The sequence below is a fragment of the Streptomyces flavalbus genome (genome assembly GCF_042674625.1).
GTDB lineage: Bacteria > Actinomycetota > Actinomycetes > Streptomycetales > Streptomycetaceae > Streptomyces > Streptomyces flavalbus.
In genome coordinates this window covers 5,853,376-5,877,263 of record NZ_JBHTEB010000001.1, presented here as the reverse complement: position 1 = coordinate 5,877,263, position 23,888 = coordinate 5,853,376, and the positions used below count along the sequence as shown (strand labels likewise).

The window sequence follows — 23,888 nt, the reverse complement described above, 5'->3', positions numbered from 1 at the left end:
TCAGCTACAACCGCTGGTGGAGCCGCAGCCCTCGCAGATGTAGCAGGAACCGGCCCGCTGCATCTTCGTGCCGCAGGAGAAGCACAGCGGGGCGTCCGCCTGGATGCCCAGTTGCATCTCCACCAGTTCGGCGCTGGTGTGGGCCTCCTGCGGGGCGGGCTTGGCCGCCTCGACCTCGGCCCTGGGGGTGGCGACGGCCTTCAGGTCGGTCTGCCGGGGCGCCGACTGGGCCAGGCCCTCGACGTCCATGTCCTCGTCGTCGAGCGGCTCGTAGGAGCCGGTCTCCAGGTGGCGCTGGCGCTCCTCGGCGGAGTGGATGCCAAGGGCGGAGCGCGTCTCGAAGGGCAGGAAGTCCAGCGCCAGGCGGCGGAAGATGTAGTCGACGATCGACTGCGCCATCCGCACGTCCGGGTCGTCCGTCATACCCGCGGGCTCGAAGCGCATGTTGGTGAACTTCGAGACGTACGTCTCCAGCGGCACGCCGTACTGGAGGCCCACCGAGACGGCGATGGAGAAGGCGTCCATCATGCCCGCGAGGGTCGAGCCCTGCTTGGACATCTTCAGGAAGACCTCGCCGAGGCCGTCGTCCGGGTAGGAGTTGGCGGTCATGTAGCCCTCGGCGCCGCCGACCGTGAAGGACGTGGTGATGCCGGGGCGGCCCTTGGGCAGGCGCTTGCGGACCGGGCGGTACTCGACGACCTTCTCGACCTTGGTGGGCTCGACGGCCGTGGACGCCTCGGCCTTCTCCTCCTTGGTGTCCTTCTTCTTGGCGGAGAGCGGCTGGCCGACCTTGCAGTTGTCGCGGTAGATCGCGAGCGCCTTGACGCCCATCTTCCACGCCTCGAAGTAGATCTCCTCGACCTCCTCGACGGTCGCCGTCTCCGGCATGTTGACCGTCTTGGAGATGGCGCCGGAGATCCACGGCTGGATCGCGGCCATCATGCGGACGTGGCCCATCGGGGAGATGGCGCGCTCGCCCATGGCGCAGTCGAACACCTCGTAGTGCTCGGGCTTGAGGCTGGGGGCGTCGATCACGTTGCCGTGCTCGGCGATGTGGGCGACGATCGCCTCGATCTGCTCCTCCTGGTAGCCCAGGCGGCGCAGGGCCTGCGGGACGGTGCCGTTGACGATCTGCATCGAGCCGCCGCCGACCAGCTTCTTGAACTTGACCAGCGCGAGGTCGGGCTCGACACCGGTGGTGTCGCAGGACATCGCCAGGCCGATGGTGCCGGTCGGCGCGAGGACGGACGCCTGGGAGTTACGGAAGCCGTTCTTCTCGCCGAGCCGGATCACGTCCTGCCACCTCCGTGGCGGCGGCCCAGACCGGGGTGTCCAGGTCGTCCATGCGGACGGCCTTGCCGTTGGCGTCGGCGTGCTGCCTCATGACGCGCTTGTGGGCGTCGGCGTTGCGGGCGTACCCGTCGTACGGGCCGACGACCGCGGCGAGTTCGGAGGAGCGGCGGTAGGCCGTGCCCGTCATCAGGGAGGTGATGGCACCGGCGAGGGCGCGACCGCCGTCGGAGTCGTACGCGTGGCCCGTCGCCATCAGCAGGGCGCCGAGGTTGGCGTAGCCGATGCCGAGCTGGCGGAACGCGCGCGTGTTCTCCCCGATCTTCTGGGTGGGGAAGTCCGCGAAGGAGATGGAGATGTCCATCGCGGTGATGACCAGCTCGACGACCTTCTGGAAGCGCTCGGTCTCGAAGGACTGGTTGCCCTCGCCGTCGTCCTTCAGGAACTTCATCAGGTTCAGCGAGGCCAGGTTGCAGGACGTGTTGTCCAGGTGCATGTACTCGCTGCACGGGTTCGACGCGGTGATGCGGCCGGACTCGGGGCAGGTGTGCCAGGTGTTGATGGTGTCGTCGTACTGGATGCCGGGGTCGGCGCAGGCCCAGGCGGCCTCGGCGATCTTGCGGAAGAGCCCCTTGGCGTCGACCTCCTCGATGACCTCGCCGGTCATGCGGGCGCGCAGCCCGAACTGGCCGCCCTGCTCCACGGCCGTCATGAACTCGTCGTTCACGCGGACCGAGTTGTTGGCGTTCTGGTACTGGACCGACGTGATGTCGTCGCCGCCCAGGTCCATGTCGAAGCCCGCGTCGCGCAGGACGCGGATCTTCTCCTCTTCCTTGACCTTGGTCTCGATGAAGTCCTCGATGTCCGGGTGGTCCACGTCGAGGACGACCATCTTGGCGGCGCGGCGGGTGGCGCCACCGGACTTGATGGTCCCGGCGGAGGCGTCGGCGCCCCGCATGAAGGAGACCGGGCCGGAGGCGTTGCCACCGGAGGACAGCAGTTCCTTGGAGGAGCGGATCCGGGAGAGATTCAGGCCGGCGCCGGAACCGCCCTTGAAGATCATGCCCTCTTCCTTGTACCAGTCGAGGATCGACTCCATGGAGTCGTCGACGGACAGGATGAAGCAGGCGGAGACCTGCTGCGGCTGGGTCGTACCGACGTTGAACCAGACAGGGCTGTTGAAGCTGAAGATCTGGTGCAGGAGGGCGTACGCCAGCTCGTGCTCGAAGATCTCGGCGTCGGCGGGCGAGGCGAAGTACTTGTGGTCCTCACCGGCCTTCCGGTACGTCTTCACGATGCGGTCGATGAGCTGCTTGAGGCCGGTCTCGCGCTGCGGGGTGCCGAGGGCACCGCGGAAGTACTTGCTGGTGACGATGTTGACCGCGTTCACCGACCAGAAGTCGGGGAACTCGACGCCACGCTGCTCGAAGTTGACCGAGCCGTCGCGCCAGTTGGTCATGACGACGTCACGGCGCTCCCAGGCCACCTCGTCGTACGGGTGCACGCCGGGGGTGGTGTGGATGCGCTCGATACGCAGTCCCTTGGTGGCCTTCGCTCCCTTTGCCCGGGAACCTCGTGCTGCCGGACCGCTCGCCGTCTCTGTCATGCCGCCTCCCTGTACGGGCTAAAACGCCCTGAAGTGCCCCGATGTTCCCGTGGCACGGTGTTCTGTCTGGTGTCGCGGGCACCCTCTGGCTGCCGCCCGCGACAGGTCTTCGATCGCCGCCGGCTGACCGGTGGCCCGAGCCCGCACGTCTCGCGCGGCCCCGGCCCGCCGGTCAGTCGGCGGCGCCCGCGGGCTCGGGGACCTGCCCGGCTCCCCCGGGTCCGCGGTCGTCTCGCTGGCCCCCGTCGGCCACGTCTTCGTCGTCCGTGGCGGGGCGTCCCGTGTGTTCCCTCAGTTCCGCGATCGCGGCCTCGAAGTCCTCGAGCGAGTCGAACGCCCGGTAGACGGAGGCGAACCGCAGATACGCGACGAGATCCAGTTCCTGCAAGGGACCGAGTATGGCCAGCCCCACCTCGTGGGCGGCCACCTCGGCGCTTCCGCTGGCCCGCACCGCCTCCTCGACCCGCTGGCCGAGCTGGGCGAGCGCGTCCTCGGTGACAGGCCGCCCCTGACATGCCTTGCGCACGCCGTTGATGACCTTGGTACGGCTGAAAGGCTCGGTGACTCCGGACCGCTTCACCACCATGAGCGAGCACGTCTCCACGGTCGTGAAACGACGGGAGCAGTCGGGGCACTGGCGGCGCCTGCGGATCGACGTGCCGTCGTCGGTCGTACGGCTGTCGACGACGCGGCTGTCGGGGTGCCTGCAGAAGGGGCAGTGCATGTTCTCCAACCCTCCTCACAGCAGACTCAATAGCCTCGCTGGGCCACATGGGCCCCTCGAAGCAGCCACCAGCATAGGCGATCGATCTGGGCCTCAAGACCCGGGGGACCACAACTTCTGGGCTGCTGTTGTCATCCAACCACTAGATGTGGGGATTGGCCCGTACATCCACAGCTATCGCGCGTGTCGCACGCGCGTGAACCCTCACCACGGGTGGCGTACGGCCACAACGCCGCACGCGCGCGTGGACGGACCGGCGGCCGGGCCGCGGAAACGGACCCGCGCGGGCGTACCGCGGAGGCGCTTACGGAGATACCGTGAGCGCCACCGGGAAGAGCCGTGGGGCTCTCGCGCAGATCTTCCGCGCGGGCGAGAGCCGGTGCCCGGTTGACGGGACGCCGGATGGCAGACTGGGGCGCGCCCCCACAGGGGCGCCGCCTCGGCGGTGAAGCCTACAGCAATGAGCCCTTTTGTCTGCGCGACAACGCGTCAGCCATACACCTGGACACGAGATCACGTCAGGCGATTCGCGTTTTTTCACTCGAACGTGTGTTTGGCGCAACCTTTCGAAAGCAACTACCGTTGTCCAGCAGGGAGACCATCGAGAGGGGCCGACGTGACCACCACCGCAGACAGTGCCACCATTACCGCCCAGGACCGCTCCCAGGGCCGACTTGAGCCGGTGCATGTGATGAACGAGACCGCGAATCCCGAGGGACACAAGCGCTCCCTGCCGGGCCGACCTCCAGGCATCCGGGCGGACAGCTCGGGACTCACCGACCGGCAGCGCCGGGTGATCGAGGTCATCAGGGACTCCGTGCAGCGACGCGGTTACCCACCGTCCATGCGCGAGATCGGCCAGGCGGTCGGCCTGTCCAGCACGTCCTCGGTCGCACACCAGCTCATGGCACTGGAGCGCAAGGGCTTCCTGCGCCGCGACCCGCACCGCCCGCGCGCCTACGAGGTCCGGGGCTCCGACCAGGCCGCCACCGCGCAGCCCACGGACACCGCGGGCAAGCCCGCCGCGTCGTACGTCCCGCTGGTCGGCCGGATCGCCGCCGGTGGCCCGATCCTCGCCGAGGAGTCCGTCGAGGACGTCTTCCCGCTCCCCCGGCAGCTCGTGGGCGACGGTGAGCTGTTCGTCCTGAAGGTCGTGGGTGACTCCATGATCGAGGCCGCCATCTGCGACGGCGACTGGGTCACCGTCCGCCGCCAGCCCGTCGCCGAGAACGGCGACATCGTGGCCGCCATGCTGGACGGCGAGGCCACCGTCAAGCGGTTCAAGCGCGAGGACGGCCACGTCTGGCTCCTCCCGCACAACGCCGCATACGAGCCCATCCCGGGCGACGACGCGACCATCCTCGGCAAGGTGGTGGCCGTTCTGCGGCGCGTCTGACGCCACGACCGGCGGGCCAGCGACCCGCCCCTCCTGACCAGGCCCCGGGACCCCTGCGCCGGTTCCGGGGTCCTGCCGTGCGCGTCTCCCGACTCACGGTGGCCCGGCAGCACACCTGACACCGGCCTCGTCGCTGACGGCGGTGCGTGCGCGACGGCCGAGGCGGTCACGTCACGCACGCACCGCCGTCGGCCATCCACCGGCCCGCTGTCGGCCCCCTGCCCTCAGCCGTCCTCCGACGTCTCGCTCTGAGCGCTCTCAGCCTTCTTGGCCGCCGCGTCGATGGCCGCCAGGGACTTACGGACCTGCTGACCGTCCGTCGTGTACCAGAAGTCGGGCATGGACGCCTTGAGATAGCTGCCGTAGCGGGCGGTGGCCAGACGCTGATCCAGTACGGCGACCACACCCCGGTCCCCCGAGGCCCTGACGAGGCGACCGGCGCCCTGGGCCATCAGCAGGGCCGCGTGCGTGGCGGCCACCGCCATGAAGCCGTTACCCCCGGCCTCCTCGACGGCCTTCTGGCGGGCGCTCATCAGAGGGTCGTCGGGACGCGGGAAGGGGATCTTGTCCATTACGACCAGCTGACAACTGGGGCCCGGGACGTCGACGCCCTGCCAGAGCGACAGCGTGCCGAACAGGCACGTCTTGGGGTCGGCGGCGAAGTTCTTGATCAGTTCCCCGAGGGTCTCCTCGCCTTGCAGGAGGATCGGGAACTCGGGGACGCGCGAGCGCAGCTCCTCGGCGGCGAGCTGGGCCCCCCGCATCGAGGAGAACAGCCCCAGGGTCCGGCCGCCCGCCGCCTTGATCAGTTCCGTCAGCTCGTCCAGCATGTCCGCCCGGTCGCCGTCCCGCGCGGGCCGCGACAGATGCCGGGCGACGTAGAGGATGCCCTGCCTGCGGTAGTCGAAGGGGGAGCCGACGTCGACCCCCTTCCACTGCGGGACGTCCTCGCCCTCCGTCCCCTCGGGGGCGAGTCCCAGGGAGGCGCCCACGCCGTTGAAGTCGCCGCCCAGCTTCAGGGTGGCCGAGGTCAGCACCACCGAACGGTCGGTGAAGAGCTTCTCCCGGAGCAGGCCCGAGACGGACATCGGGGCGACGCGCAGGGAGGCGCCGAAGCGGTCGTGGCGCTCGTACCAGACGACGTCCCACTCCGAGCCGTTCACGATCCGCTCCGAGACGTCATGGACGCTCTCCACGGAGGCGAGCGCCTGCTTGCGGACCGCGTCCTCGTCCTGGACGGACTTGTCGCGGGTCGAGCCGATGGCCGAGATCACCGTGCGGCAGGCGTCGCGCAGCGCCATCAGGGCGTAGGCGAGGTCTTCGGGGATCTCTTCGAGACGGCCCGGCAGCGCCAGCTCCATCAACCGCTCGAAGCCCTCGGCGGCGGTCTGGAGCTGGTCGGCGGCCTTCTCGTTGACCAGCTTGGCGGCCCGGCGCACCGCACGGTTGACCTGGCCGGGAGTCAGCTCGCCGGTGGCGACGCCGGTGACCCGCGAGACCAGTTCGTGGGCCTCGTCGACGATCAGGACCTCGTGCTGTGGCAGCACGGGCGCGCCCTCGATGGCGTCGATCGCGAGCAGGGCGTGGTTGGTGACGACGACCTCGGCGAGCTTGGCCCGCTCACGGGCCATCTCGGCGAAGCACTCGGCGCCGTAGGCGCACTTCGAGGCGCCCAGGCACTCCCGGGACGACACCGAGACCTGTGCCCACGCGCGGTCGGAGACGCCGGGGGTGAGGCCGTCGCGGTCGCCGGTGTCCGTCTCCTGGGACCAGTCACGCAGACGTAGCAGGTCCTGCCCCAGCTTGCTGGTCGGCGCGGCTGCCTCGAACTGGTCGAACAGGCCCTCCTCCTCGTCCTGCGGGACGCCTTCGTGCAGACGGTGCAGACAGAGGTAGTTCGATCTGCCCTTGAGCATCGCGAACTCCGGGCGGCGGCGCAGCAGCGGATGCAGGGCGTCGACGGTCCGCGGCAGGTCCCGCTCGACGAGCTGGCGCTGGAGGGCCAGGGTCGCGGTCGCCACGACGACCCGCTCCCCGTGCGCGAGCGCGGGCACCAGGTAGCCCAGCGACTTTCCGGTGCCGGTTCCGGCCTGCACCAGCAGGTGCGAGCCGCCGTCGATCGCCTCCGCGACGGCTTCGGCCATGGTCACCTGGCCGGTGCGCTCCGTGCCGCCGACGGCGGTGACGGCAGCGTGCAGGAGTTCAGGGAGTGAGGGCTTCGTCATAGCGCGACCACCCTACGGCCCGGCACTGACAAACGGGTGATCGTCGCGGGTGGAGGGGGTGGGATCACGTCTCACTGTTGACGCCATGGACGAGTGGGACGAGCGCGGAGGCGGTTCGGGGCTGGTGCCGTCGATCCCACCATGCCCGTCGATCTCGCGGTACGACAGGAAGGTCCGGCCGCCGCGACGTAGGTGCCGTCGACGATCTCGCCCATGGCGGTGTGCGGGACCGCGTCGGTGTCGCCGAGGACCAGCGGCAGCGAGTCCGTGTGCGCGTCGGTCAGCTCCGACCCGCTGACCGCGCCCTCAGCCCCCCCACCCAGACCTCCGGTCCCACCCCCGGACCCCGCCCCACCTCGCGGAGCGACCCACCGACATGAAAGGCCGTCAATGCGCCAAAGACCGCCAAACCCCGGACGATTGCCAGGTCAGACGCCTTGTAGCCGAACCGTTGCCGTTCCGTCGGCAGTCACCCACAGCGAGCGCATAGTGTGGGGGGCCGTTCCCAGGCACTGGTGATCCTGGCGAGTTCGGCGCCCGCGCGGTGCCGGGTTACCGCGGGGATCACGGCCGCAGCGCCGAGACCGTTCACCCCAGGGGGAGTCACACCATGCGATCCATACGGCCGTCGTTCACCGCTCGCCGGGCCAGGAGCACGCGCCGCAGAACGTCCCCCGTGCTGGCCGCGGTCGCCCTCGTCTCGGCGGTCGCGCTGACGGCCACGGCGTGCGAGTCGGGCGACACGGACGTCGACGCGGCGGCGTCCGCGGCGGCCGGGGCCGACGACAAGTTCCCGTTGCCGGACGACATCAAGGACCGGCTCAAGGAGCACGGGATCGACATCGACAAGTGGCGGGACGGCGCCTGGAAGGACTGGAACAAGGACGACTGGCTGCGCGAGGCCGACGACTTCATCAACCCGATCATCGAGAACCTCTGGGACCCGGACCGGATGCGGGACGCCGAGGAGCCCGACCGGGAGGTCGACAACGACATCTCCGGCGACCAGGGCGTGACGGACCCGACCCCGGCGCCGGTGGAGGCCGAGGCCGTCCCGGCGTCGTACCACTCCAACGCGCCCGAGGCGGGCAAGGTGTTCTTCGACTCCCCCGAGGGCACGATGGTCTGCTCGGCCACGGTGGTGCAGGACCCCGCGAACCCGGGCAAGTCGAACACGGTCTGGACGGCGGGCCACTGCGTGCACGCGGGCAAGAGCGGCGGCTGGTACCGGAACATCGCGTTCGTGCCGTCGTACAACGACTCGGGCCTGTCCACCGAGGAGTTGGCGAACGCCACCCCGGAGGAGGTCGCTCCGTACGGCGTCTGGTGGAGCGACTGGGCGCAGACCTCGGACCAGTGGATCGAGCAGGGCGGCGCGACCGGCGGTGACGGTGCCTCGTACGACTTCGCGGTGCTGCATGTGACGCCGGAGGAGGGCGCCGGGGGCAAGTCGCTGGAGGAGACGGTCGGTTCGGCGCTGCCGGTGGAGTTCAACGCCCCGGCGGTGCCGGAGATCGAGAGCATCAAGGCGATCGGCTACCCGGCGGCGCCGCCGTACGACGGTCAGACGCTGTACCAGTGCCAGGACAAGCCGGGGCGGCTGTCGCTGAACGAGGCGGACCCGACGATGTACCGGATCGGCTGCACGATGACGGGTGGTTCGTCGGGCGGTGGCTGGGTGGCCACCGGGTCGGACGGCAAGCCCGCGCTGGTGTCCAACACCTCGATCGGCCCGGTCACGGCGGGGTGGCTGGCGGGTCCGCGGCTGGGTGAGGAGGCCAAGGGCGTGTTCGACTCGGTCAGCGAGAAGTTCGCAGGCCAGTGACCGTCCGGTAGGCGCGGCCAAGCCAGCACGGCGGCGGGTGTCTCACGGAAACCTTCACCGTCCCGCCGCCGTTCGGCCCCAGGCCGTACGGCAGGATGACCTGGCACGAGCATGACACCAGCACCACCAACACCCCGAGCACCACCAACACCCTGAGCACCACCAACACCCTGAGCACCACGGAACAACATCAGCACCACCAACACCATCAGCACCGTCACAGGACAACGTGACACCACCGACGTGACGCCGACGCGTTCACGTCAGCGTTCCCACGGGGGTTACCGCACCATGCGTTCACCATCTACGTCCTTCGTCGCGCCCGGCGGGAGGCGGCGGCGCCGACTGCTCGCCGCGACCGGGCTCGTCGCCGCGCTCGCGCTCACCGCGACCGCCTGCGGCGGCTCCGACGAGGACACCGCCAACGGCGATCCCGGCGCCGCGGCGTCGGCGTCCGGGGCCGCGGACGGCGGCGACAAGCTCCAGATCCCCGCCGACCTCAGTGACCGGCTCAAGGAGCACGGCATCGACGTCGACGACTGGAAGGACGGCGGCTGGAAGGACTGGGACAAGGACAAGTGGCTCAGTGAGGCCAAGGACTTCGTCAACCCGGTCATCGAGGGCCTCTGGAAGCCGGAGCGGATGATGTCCGCCCAGGAGGCCGACAAGACGATGTCGGTCAAGGACGCCTCCGCCGTCCAGGACGTCAGCGACCCGGAGCCCGCGCCCGTGGAGGCGGAGGCCGAGCGGACGCCGTACCACGAGAACGCGGCGCCGGTCGGGAAGATCTTCTTCGACTCCCCCGAGGGCTCGATGGTCTGCTCGGGCACGGTGATCAAGGACGTCAACCACCCGGGCAAGTCCAACCTGGTGTGGACGGCCGGCCACTGTGTGCACGCGGGCGCGGGCGGCGGCTGGTACCGCAACATCGCCTTCGTCCCGGCGTACAACGACTACGGCAGGTCCGAGGCGGACCTGACCAACGCCAACCCGCAGGAGATCGCCCCCTACGGCAACTGGTGGGCGGACTGGGCCGCGACCTCGAACGGCTGGATCGACGGCGGCTCGGAGTCCGGCGGCGCGGGCGCGGCGTACGACTACGCGGTGCTCCATGTGAAGCCGGAGCAGGGCGCGAAGTCGCTGGAGGAGACCGTCGGCGCGGCGCTGGACGTGGACTTCTCCGCCCCGGCGGCGGCCGAGGCCGGGCAGATGGGCGCCTGGGGATACCCGGCGGCACCGCCGTACAACGGCCTGAAGATGTTCAAGTGCCTCGACGAGCCGGGCAGGCTGTCGCTCGACGCGTCGCTGCCGACGATGTACCGCATCGGCTGCACCATGACCGGCGGCTCCTCCGGCGGCGGCTGGTTCCGGGTGGTCGACGGTGAGACCAAGCTGGTCTCCAACACCTCGATCGGCCCGCTGGACAACACCTGGCTGGCCGGACCCCAGCTCGGCCAGGACGCGCAGGCGCTGTACGAGAACATGAGCGAGACCTACGGCGGTCAGTGACCGCGCACCGGCACGCGGAACGGCCCGCCCCTCACACCGAGGGGCGGGCCGTTCTCCGTGGTGACTCTCGGCTCAGACGGCCGAGGCGGGGGCGTACGGCGTCAGTTCCGCCGCCAGTTCCTCGTGCACCCGCACCTTGAGCAGGGTGCCCTCCGGGGTGTGCTCCTCGGAGATCACCTCGCCCTCGTCATGGGCGCGGGCGACCAGCTTGCCGTGGGTGTACGGCACCAGCGCCTCGATCTCGACGCTCGGCCGCGGCAGCTCGCTGTCGATCAGGGCGAGCAGCTCCGCGATGCCCTGGCCGGTGCGGGCCGAGACCGCGAGGGACCGCTTCTCGATCCGCAGCAGCCGCTGGAGGACCAGCGGATCGGCCGCGTCCGCCTTGTTGACCACGACGATCTCGGGGACGCCGGTGGCGCCGACGTCACTGATCACCTCGCGTACGGCGGCCAACTGCTCCTCCGGGTCCGGGTGCGAACCGTCGACCACGTGCAGGATCAGGTCGGCGTCGCCGACCTCCTCCATCGTGGAGCGGAACGCCTCGACCAGGTGGTGCGGCAGGTGCCGGACGAAGCCGACGGTGTCGGTGAGGGTGTAGAGCCGCCCGCTCGGCGTCTCGGCCCGGCGCACGGTCGGGTCGAGGGTGGCGAACAGGGCGTTCTCCACCAGCACGCCCGCGCCGGTGAGGCGGTTGAGCAGGGAGGACTTGCCCGCGTTGGTGTAGCCCGCGATGGCGACCGAGGGCACCTTGTGGCGACGGCGCTCCTGGCGCTTGATGTCGCGCCCGGTCTTCATCTCCGCGATCTCCCGGCGCATCTTCGCCATCTTCTCGCGGATCCGCCGCCGGTCCGTCTCGATCTTGGTCTCACCGGGGCCACGGGTGGCGAGGCCGCCGCCCTTGCCGCCGCCCATCTGCCGGGACAGCGACTGGCCCCAGCCGCGCAGCCTCGGCAGCATGTACTGCATCTGCGCCAGCGAGACCTGCGCCTTGCCCTCGCGGGACTTGGCGTGCTGGGCGAAGATGTCGAGGATCAGGGCCGTACGGTCGATGACCTTGACCTTGACGACGTCTTCGAGGTGGATGAGCTGGCCCGGGCTCAGCTCACCGTCGCAGATGACGGTGTCCGCGCCGCTCTCCAGCACCACGTCCCGCAGCTCCTCGGCCTTGCCGGAGCCGATGTACGTGGCCGCGTCGGGCTTGTCGCGGCGCTGGATCACGCCGTCGAGCACCATGGCGCCCGCGGTCTCGGCGAGGGCGGCCAGCTCCGCGAGGGAGTTCTCCGCGTCGTGCACGGTCCCCGAAGTCCAGACGCCCACGAGGACGACCCGCTCCAGTCGGAGCTGGCGGTACTCGACCTCGGTGACGTCCTCGAGCTCGGTGGAGAGGCCCGCGACGCGGCGCAGGGCCGCGCGCTCGGAGCGGTCGAACTGGTCGCCGTCCCGCTCTCCGTCGATCTCGTGGCTCCAGGCGACGTCCTCTTCCATCAGGGCATCGGCCCGAAGACCTTCGGGGGAGGTGTGCGCGGCGCGCTGAGTGTCCTGGGAAGGGGAAGAAGAGGAGGTCATTGGGTCCTTACGTCGATGGGGTTCCGTTTCCGACGACGGGGGCCGGAGCCGCGGGGCTCCGGAGCTGGTCCGTCACCCCTCACAACGCACGAGCGCCCCGGGAGATTCCCGTGGCCCGTGGCCCGAGCGGGGCTGGACCGCGCCGCCGACCTGACGATGGTCGCACGGGACGCCCCGTCTCGTCACCGTGTTATCGCCCGCCCGCCGACCGCGTCATCGGCCCCCGTGCGGGGCACCGGCGTGCGGCCCCGCCTCCGGCCGCGTCTTCGGCGCCTTGGCGGGCACCCCCGGTTTCCAGTCCGGGTGGCCCGGCATCGGCGGGGTCTTGGCGCCGTACAGCCAGCCCTTCATGAAGCCGTTCAGGTCGCGCCCGGCGATGTCGGAGGCGAGCTGGACGAAGTCGGCCGTGGTGGCGGTGCCGTCCTGGTGGCGGCTGACCCAGGCGCGTTCCAGACGCTCGAACGCGGTGCGGCCGATCTCCTGGCGCAGCGCGTAGAGGACGAGGGCGCCGCCGTCGTAGACGTTGGGACGGAAGATGCCGAGCCGGTCGCCGTCCTCGGGCGCCTTGGGGGCGGCGGGCGGCCCCCCGGCCCTACGCCACAGGTCGGAGGCCCCGTAGGCCGCCTTCATCCGGGTGGCGAGGGTGCGCTCGCCCTTCTCCTCGGCGTAGAGCGCCTCGTACCAGGTGGCGTGCCCCTCGTTCAGCCACAGGTCGGACCAGGTGCGGGGGCTGACGCTGTCGCCGAACCACTGGTGGGCCAGCTCGTGCACCATGATCGAGTCGACGTACCACTCGGGCAGGGCGTCGTGGGTGAACAGGTCCTTCTCGAAGAGCGAGAGGGTCTGCGTCTCCAGTTCGAAGCCGGTGGAGGCGTCGGCCACGAGGACGCCGTAGGTCTCGAAGGGGTAGGGGCCGACCTTCTCCTCCATCCAGGCGACGTGCTCGGGCGTCTTCTTCAGCCAGGGCTCCAGCTTCGCGCGGTGCGCGGTGGGCACCACGTCGCGGATCGGCAGCCCGCGCGGGCCGGTGCGGTGCAGGACGGTGGAGCGGCCGACGGAGACCTGGGTCAGCTCGGTGGCCATGGGGTGCTGGGTGCGGTACGTCCAGGTGGTGGCCTTGCCCGCCCGGTTCACGGCGCCGCGCAGACCGTTGGCGACGGCCGTGTAGCCCTGCGGGGCGGTGACCCGGATGGTGAACATCGCCTTGTCGGAGGGGTGGTCGTTGCAGGGGAACGCCAGATGGGCGGCGTCGGCCTGGTTGGCCATGGCGAGACCGTCCGCGGTGCGCACCCAGCCGCCGCCCCGGCCGCCCTTGGGGGGCACGGGATGGCTGGTGTGCCGCACGGTGATCCTCATCCAGCTACCCTCCGGCAGCGTGGTCGGGGGCGTGACCACCAGGTCCTCCCCCGCGTCGACGTACTCGGCGGGCAGCCCGTTGACCTCGACCGAGCGGACCTCGCCGCGGCCGAAGTCCAGGTTGACGCGGTCCAGCGAGGCCGTGGTCCAGGCGTCGATGGTGGTGACGGCCTGGAGGGGCTTGCTGTTGCTGCCGGGATAGGTGAAGGCGAGGTCGTACGACGCCACGTCGTACCCCGGGTTGCCGAGGTGCGGGAAGAGCGCGTCGCCCACGCCCAGCGGCGTCGGCGGGGCGCTCGCGGCGACGAGGCAGACGGAGACGGCCGAGGCGAGCAGCGCCGCCTTCAGCCGTCGGGAGGACGTGCGGAGCCCGGTACGGGAGGTGAGCAGCATGTCCCACGGCTACCAGCGCGCGCGTACCGTACGTCGACGGCGCGCGCCGGGCGCACCCGAACGAGGTGCGCGGGCCGGGTCAGGAGGCCGACACCGGGTGCTGCGCGCGGCTCACGTCGTACACGCCGGGCACGTTGCGCATGGCGCGCATCAGGGCGGGGAGCAGGGCGGCGTCGGGGAGTTGCAGGGTGTAGGTGTGGCGGACCCGCTGCTGGCTGGGGGGTTCCACGGTGGCGGAGACGATCTCGGCGCCCTCCAGGGCGATGGCCTCGGTGAGGTCGGCCAGCAGGTGCGGGCGGCCGAACGATTCAGCGAACAGGGTGACCCGGCAGCCGGTCGTCCCGTCCGCGGTGGGCTCGTCCCAGCGCGCGCCGACCTCCGCGCGCCCCGCGTTCTTCATCCGCGCCACCGCCGCGCACTCCACGCGGTGCACGGTCACCGCGCCCCCGCGTACGGCGAAGCCGGTGACCTCGTCGGGGGGTACGGGGGTGCAGCAGCGCGCGAGGCGCACGCTGGCGCCGGGCAGGTCCACGATCGCGCTGGCGGAGGCGGAACGGGGGGTGGTGGGGTGCGCGTCGGGGCGCCCGGTCCGCTGGGCGGTGGCGGCGGGGGCCGCGTCGTCCGGGCTGGCCGTTGACGGGGGTGGGGGCGCGGTCTCCGTGGTCGCGTGCGTCGCGAGCCAGCGTTGGATGGCAATCCGCGCGGCGGGCGTGTGGGCGTGCTCCAGCCACTCCCTGGACGGCTCGGAGGCCGGGTCCTGCCCCATGAGGAGCTGGACGGTGTCGCCGTCCCGGAGCACCGTGCTGAGCGTCGCCAGACGGCCGTTCACGCGGGCGCCGATGCAGGCGTGCGCGTCCTCGCCGTACTGCGCGTACGCCGCGTCCACGCACGTCGCGCCCTCGGGGAGGCCGAGGGTGCCGCCGTCGGGGCGGAAGACGGTGATCTCCCGGTCCTGGGCGAGGTCCTCGCGCAGGGTCGACCAGAAGGTGTCGGGATCGGGGGCCGCGCGCTGCCAGTCGAGGAGGCGGGAGAGCCAGCCGGGCCGGGTCGGGTCGGCGCGCTCGCCGTCGCCCGGTTCGTCGGTGACGGGGGGCGCGTACGGGTTGCCGAGCGCCACGACGCCCGCCTCCGCGACCTTGTGCATCTGGTAGGTGCGGATGAGGACTTCGGCGACCTGACCGTCCGGGCGGGCGACGGCGGTGTGCAGCGACTGGTAGAGGTTGAACTTGGGTACGGCGATGAAGTCCTTGAACTCCGAGACGACCGGCGTCATGCACGTGTGCAGCTCGCCCAGGACGCCGTAGCAGTCGGCGTCCTCGTTCACCAGCACCAGCAGCCGCCCGAAGTCGGCGCCGCGCAACTGCCCGCGTTTGCGGGAGACGCGGTGCACGGAGACGAAGTGCCGGGGCCGGATGAGGACTTCGGCGGGGATGTCGGCCTCGCGCAGGACGGCGCGCGTCTCGTCGGCGATCGCGGTGAGGGGGTCGTCGGCGCGTGCCGCGTTCTCCGCGATCAACTCGCGCGTGTGCGCGTACTCCTCGGGGTGGAGGATCGCGAAGACCAGGTCCTCCAGCTCCGTCTTGAGGGCCTGGACGCCGAGGCGCTCGGCGAGCGGGATGAGGACGTCGCGGGTGACCTTGGCGATGCGGGCCTGTTTCTCGGGGCGCATCACGCCGAGGGTGCGCATGTTGTGCAGCCGGTCGGCGAGTTTGATCGACATCACGCGGACGTCGTTGCCGGTGGCGACGAGCATCTTGCGGAAGGTCTCGGGCTCGGCGGCGGCGCCGTAGTCGACCTTCTCCAACTTCGTGACGCCGTCGACGAGATAGCGGACCTCCTCACCGAACTCGTCCCGCACCTGATCCAGCGTCACGTCGGTGTCCTCGACGGTGTCGTGGAGCAGGGAGGCGGTCAACGTCACCGTCTCGGCGCCAAGTTCGGCGAGGATCAGGGTGACGGCGAGCGGGTGGGTGATGTACGGCTCGCCGCTCTTGCGCATCTGGCCGCGGTGCGAGGACTCGGCCAGGACGTAGGCGCGGCGCAGCGGTTCGAGGTCGGCGTCGGGGTGGTGGGCGCGGTGCGCGTCGACGACGTGGCCGATGGCGTCGGGCAGCCGGTCGCGGGCGCCCGGCCCGAGCAGCGCGGCGCGGCCCAGGCGGCGCAGGTCCAGTCGTGGGCGAGCCCGCCTGCGGGGGGCTGTGGGCACCACGGGGCCTGGGGTCGCTGGGTTCGTGGCCTCCGCACTCATGGGCACCTCCGGCTGCTGGACCGGCGGACGCGGTGCCCCATGGCGGACACGGCTCAGGAGATGGCGACTTCTCCCCCGTCCGGGCCGGTGCTTGATGCTATCGAGCCCACCACGCGCGACTGACCGCCTCTCGTCGAGCGTGAAACGGATCACCCATTCGAGCGAAGGTTTGAACGTTTACGACCGTTCTGTCGTGCCACGGAAAGGCCGCGGGCCGAACTCGTATGCGGCCCGCGCCGCTCGACGGGCCGCCCCGCGCCCCCTTCAGCGTCTGTCGCGTACGGCGTCCGCCAGCCACTCCGCGTCGATCTCGCCCGCGGCGACGATCACCGCGGGACCGGTCATCTCGATCTCGCCGTCCGGCCGCTCGGTGATCGTCAGACGTCCGCCGGGGACGTCGACGGTGTACGTCGCCGGGGTGCCCGTGGCGGCCGGGTCGGCGCCGTCGCGGCGGGCGGCGGCGACCGCCACGGCGCACGCGCCGGTGCCGCAGGAACGGGTCTCACCGGCGCCGCGCTCGTGCACGCGCATCGCCACGTGCCGTGGGCCGCGGTCGGCCACGAACTCGACGTTGACGCCGTCGGGGTAGGCCGCGGCCGGGCTGAACGGCGGCGCCTCGTGCAGGTCCCCGGCGTGGGCGAGATCGGCCACGAAGGCGACCGCGTGCGGGTTGCCCATGTTGACGTTGACCGCGGGCCAGCTCCGCTCACCGACGCGCACGGTGACGTCGCCCTCGGGGAGCCGCGCCCTGCCCATGCCCACGGTGATGTCGCCGTCCTTGGCGATGTGCACGGTCTTGACGCCCCCGCGCGTGGCGACGGCGAGGTCCCCCTCGGTGACCTGTCCGGCGTGCTGGAGGTAGCGCGCGAAGACGCGGACGCCGTTGCCGCACATCTCGGCGATGGAGCCGTCGCCGTTGCGGTAGTCCATGAACCACTCCGCCTCGGCCGCCATCCCCCGGGCCTCGGGGTGGGCGGCGGACCGCACCACGTGCAGCAGTCCGTCACCGCCGATGCCCGCGCGGCGGTCGCACAGGGCGGCGACGGTGGCCGGGGGCAGGTCGATGGCGTTCTCGGGGTCCGGGACGATCACGAAGTCGTTCTCCGTGCCGTGCCCCTTGAGGAAGGCGATCCGCGTGCTCATTCCTCGATCGTACGGGGTGGGTACGACAGCGACCGTGCCGCTGAGCCGTGGGTGCGGACGTCCGGTCAGCGCAGGCGGGCCACGCGCCACACGGCGAGGACGACCACCGCGGCGACCACCACGACGTACGCGAGGACGACCCGCCAGTCCAGGCGGCGGCCGGAGCCGCGCTGGGGCAGGCCGGGCCAGGTGTAGCCGACCCGGCGGGCGGCCATCATGCCCCAGCCCGCCGCGCAGGAGCAGATCAGCAGGCCCAGCATCGCGATCATGGCCCCGCTGTCGCCGAAGTCGAAGGCGAGCGGGAAGGCGAACATCAGCGAGCCGAGCGCGCCCAGGCCGACGATCGGCGCGAGCTGCCAGATCCGCATCCGGCGCTGCGGACGCAGTTCGACCTCGACCTCGGGTCCGCCGACGAAGATCTCGTCCGGTTCGGGGCCGTCGGCGGTCACGCCGTCGTGCGTGTCGTCCGGACCGTCGGGGCTCAACCGGTCGTCGTCCCGCTCGGGTCCGTCACCCTCCGCCGCGGCGGCGCTGACGTGCTCGGCGAGGTGTTCGGCGTTCTGCGCCGTGTCCTGTGCGGTGTCGCGAGGGCTGGCCTCCATCGCCACGCGCCCTCCCAACTTGGACTCCACTGGTCGATCGAAGGTCGATGATGGCACGGCACCACAGGCGCCGATGACGGCCGGAGCGTCCCGATGCCATGACGTGATCAGGCTGTAACCGGTCGTTCGACCAACGTCAGTGCCCGTCGCGGAAGTTCCGGGAGGTCCGTCGCGGCCCCACTCAGCCAGTGCACGCGCGGGTCACGCCTGAACCACGAATCCTGACGGCGCGCGAAGCGCTTGGTGGCACGGATGGTCTCCGCGCGGGCCTCGTCCAGGGTGCACTCACCGGCGAGCGCCGCGAGGACCTGCTGGTAGCCGAGCGCGCGGCCCGCCGTACGCCCCTCGCGCAGGCCCTGCGCCTCCAGGGCGCGCACCTCGTCGACGAGACCCCGGTCCCACATCCGGTCGACGCGGCGGGCGATGCGCTCGTCCAGTTCGGGCCGGGCCACGTCGACGCCGATCTGGAGGGTGTCGTAGACGGAGTCATGGCCGGGGAGGTTGGCGGTGAAGGGCTGGCCGGTGATCTCGATCACTTCCAGCGCGCGGACGATGCGGCGGCCGTTGCTGGGCAGGATCGCCCGTCCGGCCTCCGGGTCGGCGGCGGCGAGGCGGGCGTGCAGGGCGCCGGGGCCGCGCAGCGCGAGTTCCTCCTCCAGGCGGGCCCGGACCTCGGGGTCGGTGCCGGGGAACTCCAGGTTGTCGACGGCCGCGCGGACGTAGAGGCCGGAGCCGCCGACGAGGACGGGCCAGCGTCCGGCCGCGAGCAGGGCGTCGATGCGCTCCCGCGCGAGCCGCTGGTACTCGGCGACGGAGGCCGTGACGGTGACGTCCCAGACGTCGAGGAGGTGGTGCGGGACGCCGCCGCGCTCGGCGGGCGTCAGTTTGGCGGTGCCGATGTCCATCCCACGGTAGAGCTGCATGGAGTCCGCGTTGACGACCTCGCCGCCGAGTTGTCGGGCGAGGAAGACGCCCAGATCGGACTTTCCGGCCGCGGTCGGTCCGACGACGGCGATGACTCGGGGGGCGGGGGCTGCGCTGCTCACCGCACCAGTCTCCCAAACCTGCGCGTGTGCCCTCGAACGAGTTACGTGACAGCGCGGGTCCGGTCTCGTTGCCCGTTGCGAGGTTCTCGCTGCCGGTTCGGGCTGGCGGTTCGCACGGGTGGTTCGCGCAGGCGGGCCCGGGCGACGCGGGATTTCGCTCACACGAGTAACGTATGGAGCTGATATGGGCGTTTTTGCACGGCTTTTCCGGAGGTCGAAGGCTACGGAGGAGGCGGCGGAGACCGCTGAGACCCGCACCGGGGCGGCTGAGACCGGCGCCGGGGCCTCGGAGGCCGGATCGACGGCGGCCGAGGCGGCGGAGACCACGGAGGCGGCGGTGACGGAGGAGTCCACCGGGGCCGACGCGGGTACGGGCACGAAGGGGACGACGACGGACGGTGCCGAGGGCAGCGGTGCCGACGTCGAGATCCCCAAGCAGCAGTCCGCCGAGGCGGCGGCCGACAACGAGGCCGGTGAGGGCGCCCGCACGTAACTGCCCGCGAGGGAAGGTGAACGATGGGTCTGTTCGACAACTTCAAGGCCAAGCTCAGCCCTGCCAGGGACAAGGTCTCGGGCCTCGCGCAGCAGCACGGGGACAAGATCCAGCACGGTCTCGACAAGGCGGCGAAGGCCGTCGACGAGAGGACCAAGGGCAAGTACAGCGACAGGATCCAGACGGGGACGGGCAAGGCCAAGGACGCCATGGACCGGCTCGCGCACAAGGACGACACCGGTTCGGGCGACGGGCCCGGCACGCCGCCGCCGGCCTCCTGACGCACGCGTCCCCCACGTCCCACGGCGGACGACCGGGAGCCCCGGCTCCGCGGTCGTCCGCCGTCGTGCGTGTCCGCTACGACCAGGTGACCACCAGGTACCCCACGCCGTAGGGCGCGGCCTCGTACAGCAGGGCACCGGCGAGGTCCGCCGTCTCGCCCGCGCCCGCGAGGACCTGCCAGGCGGGGCGGCCCGCGGCCTTGAGGGTGTGGGCCAGGGCCGGGTCCAGGGTGGTGAGCGCTGTGGTGTCCGCCGTCGCCAGGGCGTGCGCGACCGCGGTGTCGAAGGGCTCCGCGCGCTGGTCGAGGTAGCCCGGTGCCTTCAGGGTGCGGCAGGCGCTGGCGTCGGCCATCACCAGCAGTGCCACCCGGGCGGCTCGGGCGGCGACTTCCCTTCCGACTGTGATACACCGGTCGACCTCGATCGGTTCCCGGACCGCGAGTCCCTCGATCGGGGCGTCCGACCAGCCGGTGTGCTCCAGGAGCCACGCGCCCACCGCGAGCGACGTCGGGAGGGCCGGGGAGGGCTGGGCGCCGGGCTCGGCGGCCGGGCGCCCGAGGCGTACGTCGACATCGACCCCGAAGCCGCGGAAGGTGCCGGGCGCGCCCTGGGCGTACCGACGGGTGTCGGTGCCCGCGTCGGTGTCGGTGTCGTCCGGGCCGATCACGACCAGCAGGTCCGGGCGGGCGGCGGCGAGCACGCCCAGCGCGTCCACGCAGGCCGCTCGCGCGGCGTCCAGCTCGGGGGCGGCACCGGCGGCGACCTGGGGCACGAGGAGGGGCGGGCAGGGACAGACTGCGGCGACGACAAGCATGATCCGCAGCGTAACGCCAGGCCAGCCGCGGGCTGCCCCCCACACAGGACGGACCAGGCACAGCCCACGCCCGGTCACCCGCGACGCGCAACCCTGCCCAGGCCCGGCCACCACCGACGCCGGTCACCGCCGACGCCCAACGCCGCCCAGGCCCGGTCACGGCAGACACCCGTCACCGCTGACGCACAGCCACCGCCGACGCCGGTCACCAGCGCCCAACGCGCCCCAGGCCCTCGGTCACCGCCCAGACCCTGTCCCCCCGACGCCGGTCACCGCCCACGCGCCGTCATCATCGACGCCCGTCACCGCCACGCCCGGCCACCCCCGACACCGGTCAGGCCCCGCCTAAGACGCACCCCACCTCACCGCACCCCCCCTCAGTCGCACCCACACCCCCCGCCCGCCGGAACCGCCTGCGGGGCCGGGGCGCCGATCGTGGGCAGGCCCAGCAGGACGCCCTTCGGCTTGGTGGTCTCCAGGTTGCGCTTCTCCCAGGCGTCGCCCGCGCGGGTGCGCCGGACGTCGAGGACCCGGCCCTCGGCGAGGAGGTGGTGCGGGGCGGCGTACGTCACCTCGACGGTGACCACGTCGCCGGGGCGTACCTCCTGGTCGGGCTTGGTGAAGTGGACCAGGCGGTTGTCGGGGGCGCGGCCGGAGAGGCGGTGGGTGGCGCCGTCCTTGCGGCCCTCGCCCTCGGCGACCATCAGCTCCAGCGTGCGGCCGACCTGCTTCTTGTTCTCGTCCCAGGAGATCTCCTCCTGGAGGGCGACGAGACGCTCGTAGCGCGCCTGCACGACCTCCTTGGGGATCTGGCCGTCCATCTCGGCGGCCGGGGTGCCCGGGCGCTTGGAGTACTGGAAGGTGAACGCCTGCGCGAAGCGGGCCTCGCGGACGACGTGCAGGGTCTGCTCGAAGTCCTCCTCGGTCTCGCCGGGGAAGCCCACGATGATGTCGGTCGTGATCGCGGCGTGCGGGATGGCCGCGCGGACCTTCTCGATGATGCCGAGGTAGCGGTCCTGGCGGTAGGAGCGGCGCATCGCCTTCAGGACGGTGTCCGAGCCGGACTGGAGCGGCATGTGCAGTTGCGGCATCACGTTCGGCATCTCGGCCATCGCGGCGATCACGTCGTCGGTGAAGTCGCGCGGGTGCGGCGAGGTGAAGCGGACGCGCTCCAGGCCGTCGATCCGGCCGCAGGCCCGCAGCAGCTTGCTGAACGCCTCGCGGTCGCCGATGTCGGAGCCGTAGGCGTTGACGTTCTGGCCGAGCAGGGTGATCTCCGAGACGCCCTCGGCGACCAGCGCCTCCACCTCCGCGAGGATGTCGCCGGGCCGTCGGTCCTTCTCCTTGCCGCGCAGCGCCGGGACGATGCAGAAGGTGCAGGTGTTGTTGCAGCCGACGGAGATCGACACCCAGGCCGCGTAGGCGCTCTCGCGGCGGGTGGGCAGGGTGGAGGGGAACGCCTCCAGGGACTCCGCGATCTCGACCTGCGCCTCGTCCTGGACGCGGGCGCGCTCCAGCAGGACGGGCAGCTTGCCGATGTTGTGGGTGCCGAAGACGACGTCCACCCAGGGCGCCTTCTTCACGATGGTGTCGCGGTCCTTCTGCGCCAGGCAGCCGCCGACCGCGATCCGCATCCCGGGCCGCCTGGCCTTCTTCGGCGCGAGGTGGCCGAGGTTGCCGTAGAGCCGGTTGTCGGCGTTCTCGCGGACGGCGCAGGTGTTGAAGACGACCACGTCCGCGTCGCCGTCCGAGCCCTCGGGGGCGCGCACGTACCCGGCGTCCTCCAGCAGTCCGGCCAGACGTTCGGAGTCATGGACGTTCATCTGGCATCCGTAGGTGCGGATCTCGTACGTCTGGGTGCTGGGAACGTCCACTGCCGGGCTCCGGTGGCTGCTGCTGGTCATGGCTCAAGGGTAAGGGGGTGCCGGGAGCGCCCCGGCCCACGGTGAGTTCGCCGGAGCGGACGCCTCTCCGGTCGCCCTCCCGCGCGGGCGCGCGCCCCGTGTCACGGCGGCGTCACCTAATTGTTATGGCGGATGACAAATGGCCGCCGCCTACCTCTGGCGCACCGACGGAGGAGCGCCGTAAGTTCCCGCTCACAACATTCAGCCGGGCGGATCATCCGAGATCCGGCATTCCTCCCGAGAGCACCCTTCTCGGTCTTCTCCTCATCTCCGTGCGTCCGGTCGTCCGGCCGTAACACCAGAAAGGACCCTGCCCATGCGCAAGGGACTCCTGCTCATCACCGCCTCGGTGGCGCTGGCCAGCTCGCTCACCGCCTGCGGTTCCGACGACGGCTCCTCCGGCTCCGCCGGCGACAAGCCGAAGATCGGCGTGATCCTCCCGGACAGCAAGTCCTCGGCGCGCTGGGAGACCGCGGACCGCAAGTACCTCAGCGAGGCGTTCAAGGCCGCGGGGGTGGACTACGACATCCAGAACGCGCAGGGCGACAAGCAGCAGTTCCAGACCATCGCCGACCAGATGATCACCAACGGCGTCAACGTCCTGGTGATCGTGAACCTCGACAGCGGCACCGGCAAGGCCGTGCTGGACAAGGCGAAGGCGCAGGGCGTCGCCACGATCGACTACGACCGGCTCACCCTCGGCGGCTCCGCGCAGTACTACGTCAGCTTCGACAACACCCAGGTCGGCAAGTTGCAGGGCGAGGGCCTCAGCAAGTGCCTGGGCGACATGAAGGCCAAGAAGCCGATCATCGCCACGCTGAACGGCTCGCCGACCGACAACAACGCCACCCTGTTCGCCGAGGGGTACAACGGCGTCCTCGACCCGAAGTACAAGTCGGGCGAGTTCGTCAAGGGTCCGGACCAGTCGGTCCCGGACTGGGACAACGCGCAGGCCGGGACCATCTTCGAGCAGATGCTCACCAGCGAGCCCAAGATCGGCGGCGTGCTCGCCGCCAACGACGGCCTGGGCAACGCCGCCATCGCCGTGCTGCGCAAGCAGAACCGCAACGGCGAGGTCCCGGTCACCGGGCAGGACGCCACCGCGCAGGGGCTGCAGAACATCCTGGCGGGCGACCAGTGCATGACGGTCTACAAGGCGGTCAAGAAGGAGGCGGACGCCACCGCCAAGCTGGCCATCTCGCTCGCCAAGGGCGAGAAGGGCGAGACGAACGCGACCGTCCAGGACCCCGAGGGCAAGCGCGAGGTCGCGGCCGTGCTGGAGACCCCGGTGGCCATCTACAAGGAGAACGTCAAGGACGTCGTGGACGACGGCTTCGTCACCAAGGACGAGCTGTGCACGGGCAAGTACGCCGCCCTGTGCGCCGAGGCCGGCATCAAGTAGCTCCCCTGACGGGCGGGTTCGAACCGTAGGCGGATGTTCGGACCAGCCGACCGCGGGCCGCGGGA

Annotated in this window: 16 protein-coding genes and 1 pseudogene; 6 read left to right on the top strand and 11 right to left on the bottom strand. The window is 71.2% G+C overall.

The genetic code is table 11. The features are described from left to right. Both ACFQZ6_RS26375 and nrdR read right to left on the bottom strand, forming a co-directional pair. Positions 1-2,896, bottom strand: a pseudogene (locus tag ACFQZ6_RS26375) (vitamin B12-dependent ribonucleotide reductase). A gap of 172 nt (positions 2,897-3,068) precedes the next feature. Continuing rightward, positions 3,069-3,620 (bottom strand): transcriptional regulator NrdR, encoded by a 552-nt coding sequence (nrdR, locus tag ACFQZ6_RS26370; protein WP_381613404.1) that lies wholly within the window; start codon positions 3,618-3,620, stop codon positions 3,069-3,071. A 616-nt stretch (positions 3,621-4,236) separates the two neighbouring features. On the opposite strand from nrdR, the gene lexA reads away from it, so the two are divergent. Next, entirely contained in the window at positions 4,237-5,016 is a 780-nt protein-coding gene (gene lexA / locus ACFQZ6_RS26365) for a transcriptional repressor LexA (RefSeq protein WP_381613401.1), read from the top strand. 224 nt (positions 5,017-5,240) lie between these two features. Here lexA and ACFQZ6_RS26360 read toward each other — a convergent pair whose 3' ends face one another. Then, positions 5,241-7,241, bottom strand: coding sequence for an ATP-dependent DNA helicase (locus ACFQZ6_RS26360; RefSeq protein WP_381613393.1), 2,001 nt, complete (start codon positions 7,239-7,241; stop codon positions 5,241-5,243). 610 nt (positions 7,242-7,851) lie between these two features. Between ACFQZ6_RS26360 and ACFQZ6_RS26355 the strand changes: the two genes are divergently transcribed. Both ACFQZ6_RS26355 and ACFQZ6_RS26350 read left to right on the top strand, forming a co-directional pair. Further along, the gene (locus ACFQZ6_RS26355) at positions 7,852-9,066 is read left to right on the top strand and encodes a trypsin-like serine peptidase (protein WP_381613390.1); all 1,215 of its coding nucleotides are present in this window, start codon (positions 7,852-7,854) and stop codon (positions 9,064-9,066) included. A gap of 291 nt (positions 9,067-9,357) precedes the next feature. Next, a complete protein-coding gene (locus ACFQZ6_RS26350) occupies positions 9,358-10,575 on the top strand; it encodes a trypsin-like serine peptidase (protein WP_381613387.1) in 1,218 nt (405 codons plus the stop codon). A 72-nt stretch (positions 10,576-10,647) separates the two neighbouring features. Here ACFQZ6_RS26350 and hflX read toward each other — a convergent pair whose 3' ends face one another. The 6 genes from hflX to miaA all read right to left on the bottom strand — a co-directional run bounded on the left by hflX (position 10,648) and on the right by miaA (position 18,929). Then, positions 10,648-12,141, bottom strand: coding sequence for a GTPase HflX (gene hflX / locus ACFQZ6_RS26345; protein WP_381613384.1), 1,494 nt, complete (start codon positions 12,139-12,141; stop codon positions 10,648-10,650). A 213-nt stretch (positions 12,142-12,354) separates the two neighbouring features. Further along, a complete protein-coding gene (locus tag ACFQZ6_RS26340) occupies positions 12,355-13,890 on the bottom strand; it encodes a M1 family metallopeptidase (protein ID WP_381613381.1) in 1,536 nt (511 codons plus the stop codon). Positions 13,891-13,969: 79 nt separating this feature from the next. Then, complete coding sequence (locus ACFQZ6_RS26335; protein WP_381613378.1) at positions 13,970-16,138, bottom strand: RelA/SpoT family protein; 2,169 nt, start codon at positions 16,136-16,138, stop codon at positions 13,970-13,972. Positions 16,139-16,402: 264 nt separating this feature from the next. Then, positions 16,403-17,281 (bottom strand): diaminopimelate epimerase, encoded by an 879-nt coding sequence (gene dapF / locus ACFQZ6_RS26330; RefSeq protein ID WP_381613376.1) that lies wholly within the window; start codon positions 17,279-17,281, stop codon positions 16,403-16,405. A gap of 65 nt (positions 17,282-17,346) precedes the next feature. After that, the gene (locus ACFQZ6_RS26325) at positions 17,347-17,883 is read right to left on the bottom strand and encodes a hypothetical protein (protein WP_381613374.1); all 537 of its coding nucleotides are present in this window, start codon (positions 17,881-17,883) and stop codon (positions 17,347-17,349) included. Between the two features lie 107 nt (positions 17,884-17,990). Then, positions 17,991-18,929: a tRNA (adenosine(37)-N6)-dimethylallyltransferase MiaA gene (gene miaA, locus ACFQZ6_RS26320; protein WP_381613371.1), complete on the bottom strand. Its 939-nt coding sequence runs from the start codon at positions 18,927-18,929 to the stop codon at positions 17,991-17,993. 184 nt (positions 18,930-19,113) lie between these two features. On the opposite strand from miaA, the gene ACFQZ6_RS26315 reads away from it, so the two are divergent. Both ACFQZ6_RS26315 and ACFQZ6_RS26310 read left to right on the top strand, forming a co-directional pair. Beyond that, positions 19,114-19,422 (top strand): hypothetical protein, encoded by a 309-nt coding sequence (locus ACFQZ6_RS26315; RefSeq protein ID WP_381613369.1) that lies wholly within the window; start codon positions 19,114-19,116, stop codon positions 19,420-19,422. Between the two features lie 23 nt (positions 19,423-19,445). Further along, positions 19,446-19,703, top strand: a complete 258-nt coding sequence (locus ACFQZ6_RS26310) for an antitoxin (protein WP_381613366.1) — start codon at positions 19,446-19,448, stop codon at positions 19,701-19,703. 76 nt (positions 19,704-19,779) lie between these two features. Here the strand turns inward: ACFQZ6_RS26310 and ACFQZ6_RS26305 are convergent, their stop codons facing one another. Together ACFQZ6_RS26305 and miaB are read right to left on the bottom strand one after the other, a co-directional pair. Then, entirely contained in the window at positions 19,780-20,517 is a 738-nt protein-coding gene (locus ACFQZ6_RS26305) for a class III extradiol dioxygenase subunit B-like domain-containing protein (RefSeq protein WP_381613363.1), read from the bottom strand. A gap of 377 nt (positions 20,518-20,894) precedes the next feature. Continuing rightward, a complete protein-coding gene (miaB, locus tag ACFQZ6_RS26300) occupies positions 20,895-22,421 on the bottom strand; it encodes a tRNA (N6-isopentenyl adenosine(37)-C2)-methylthiotransferase MiaB (RefSeq protein ID WP_381613360.1) in 1,527 nt (508 codons plus the stop codon). Positions 22,422-22,737: 316 nt separating this feature from the next. Between miaB and ACFQZ6_RS26295 the strand changes: the two genes are divergently transcribed. Next, a complete protein-coding gene (locus tag ACFQZ6_RS26295) occupies positions 22,738-23,823 on the top strand; it encodes a sugar ABC transporter substrate-binding protein (protein WP_381613357.1) in 1,086 nt (361 codons plus the stop codon). The last annotated feature ends 65 nt before the right edge of the window (positions 23,824-23,888 follow it).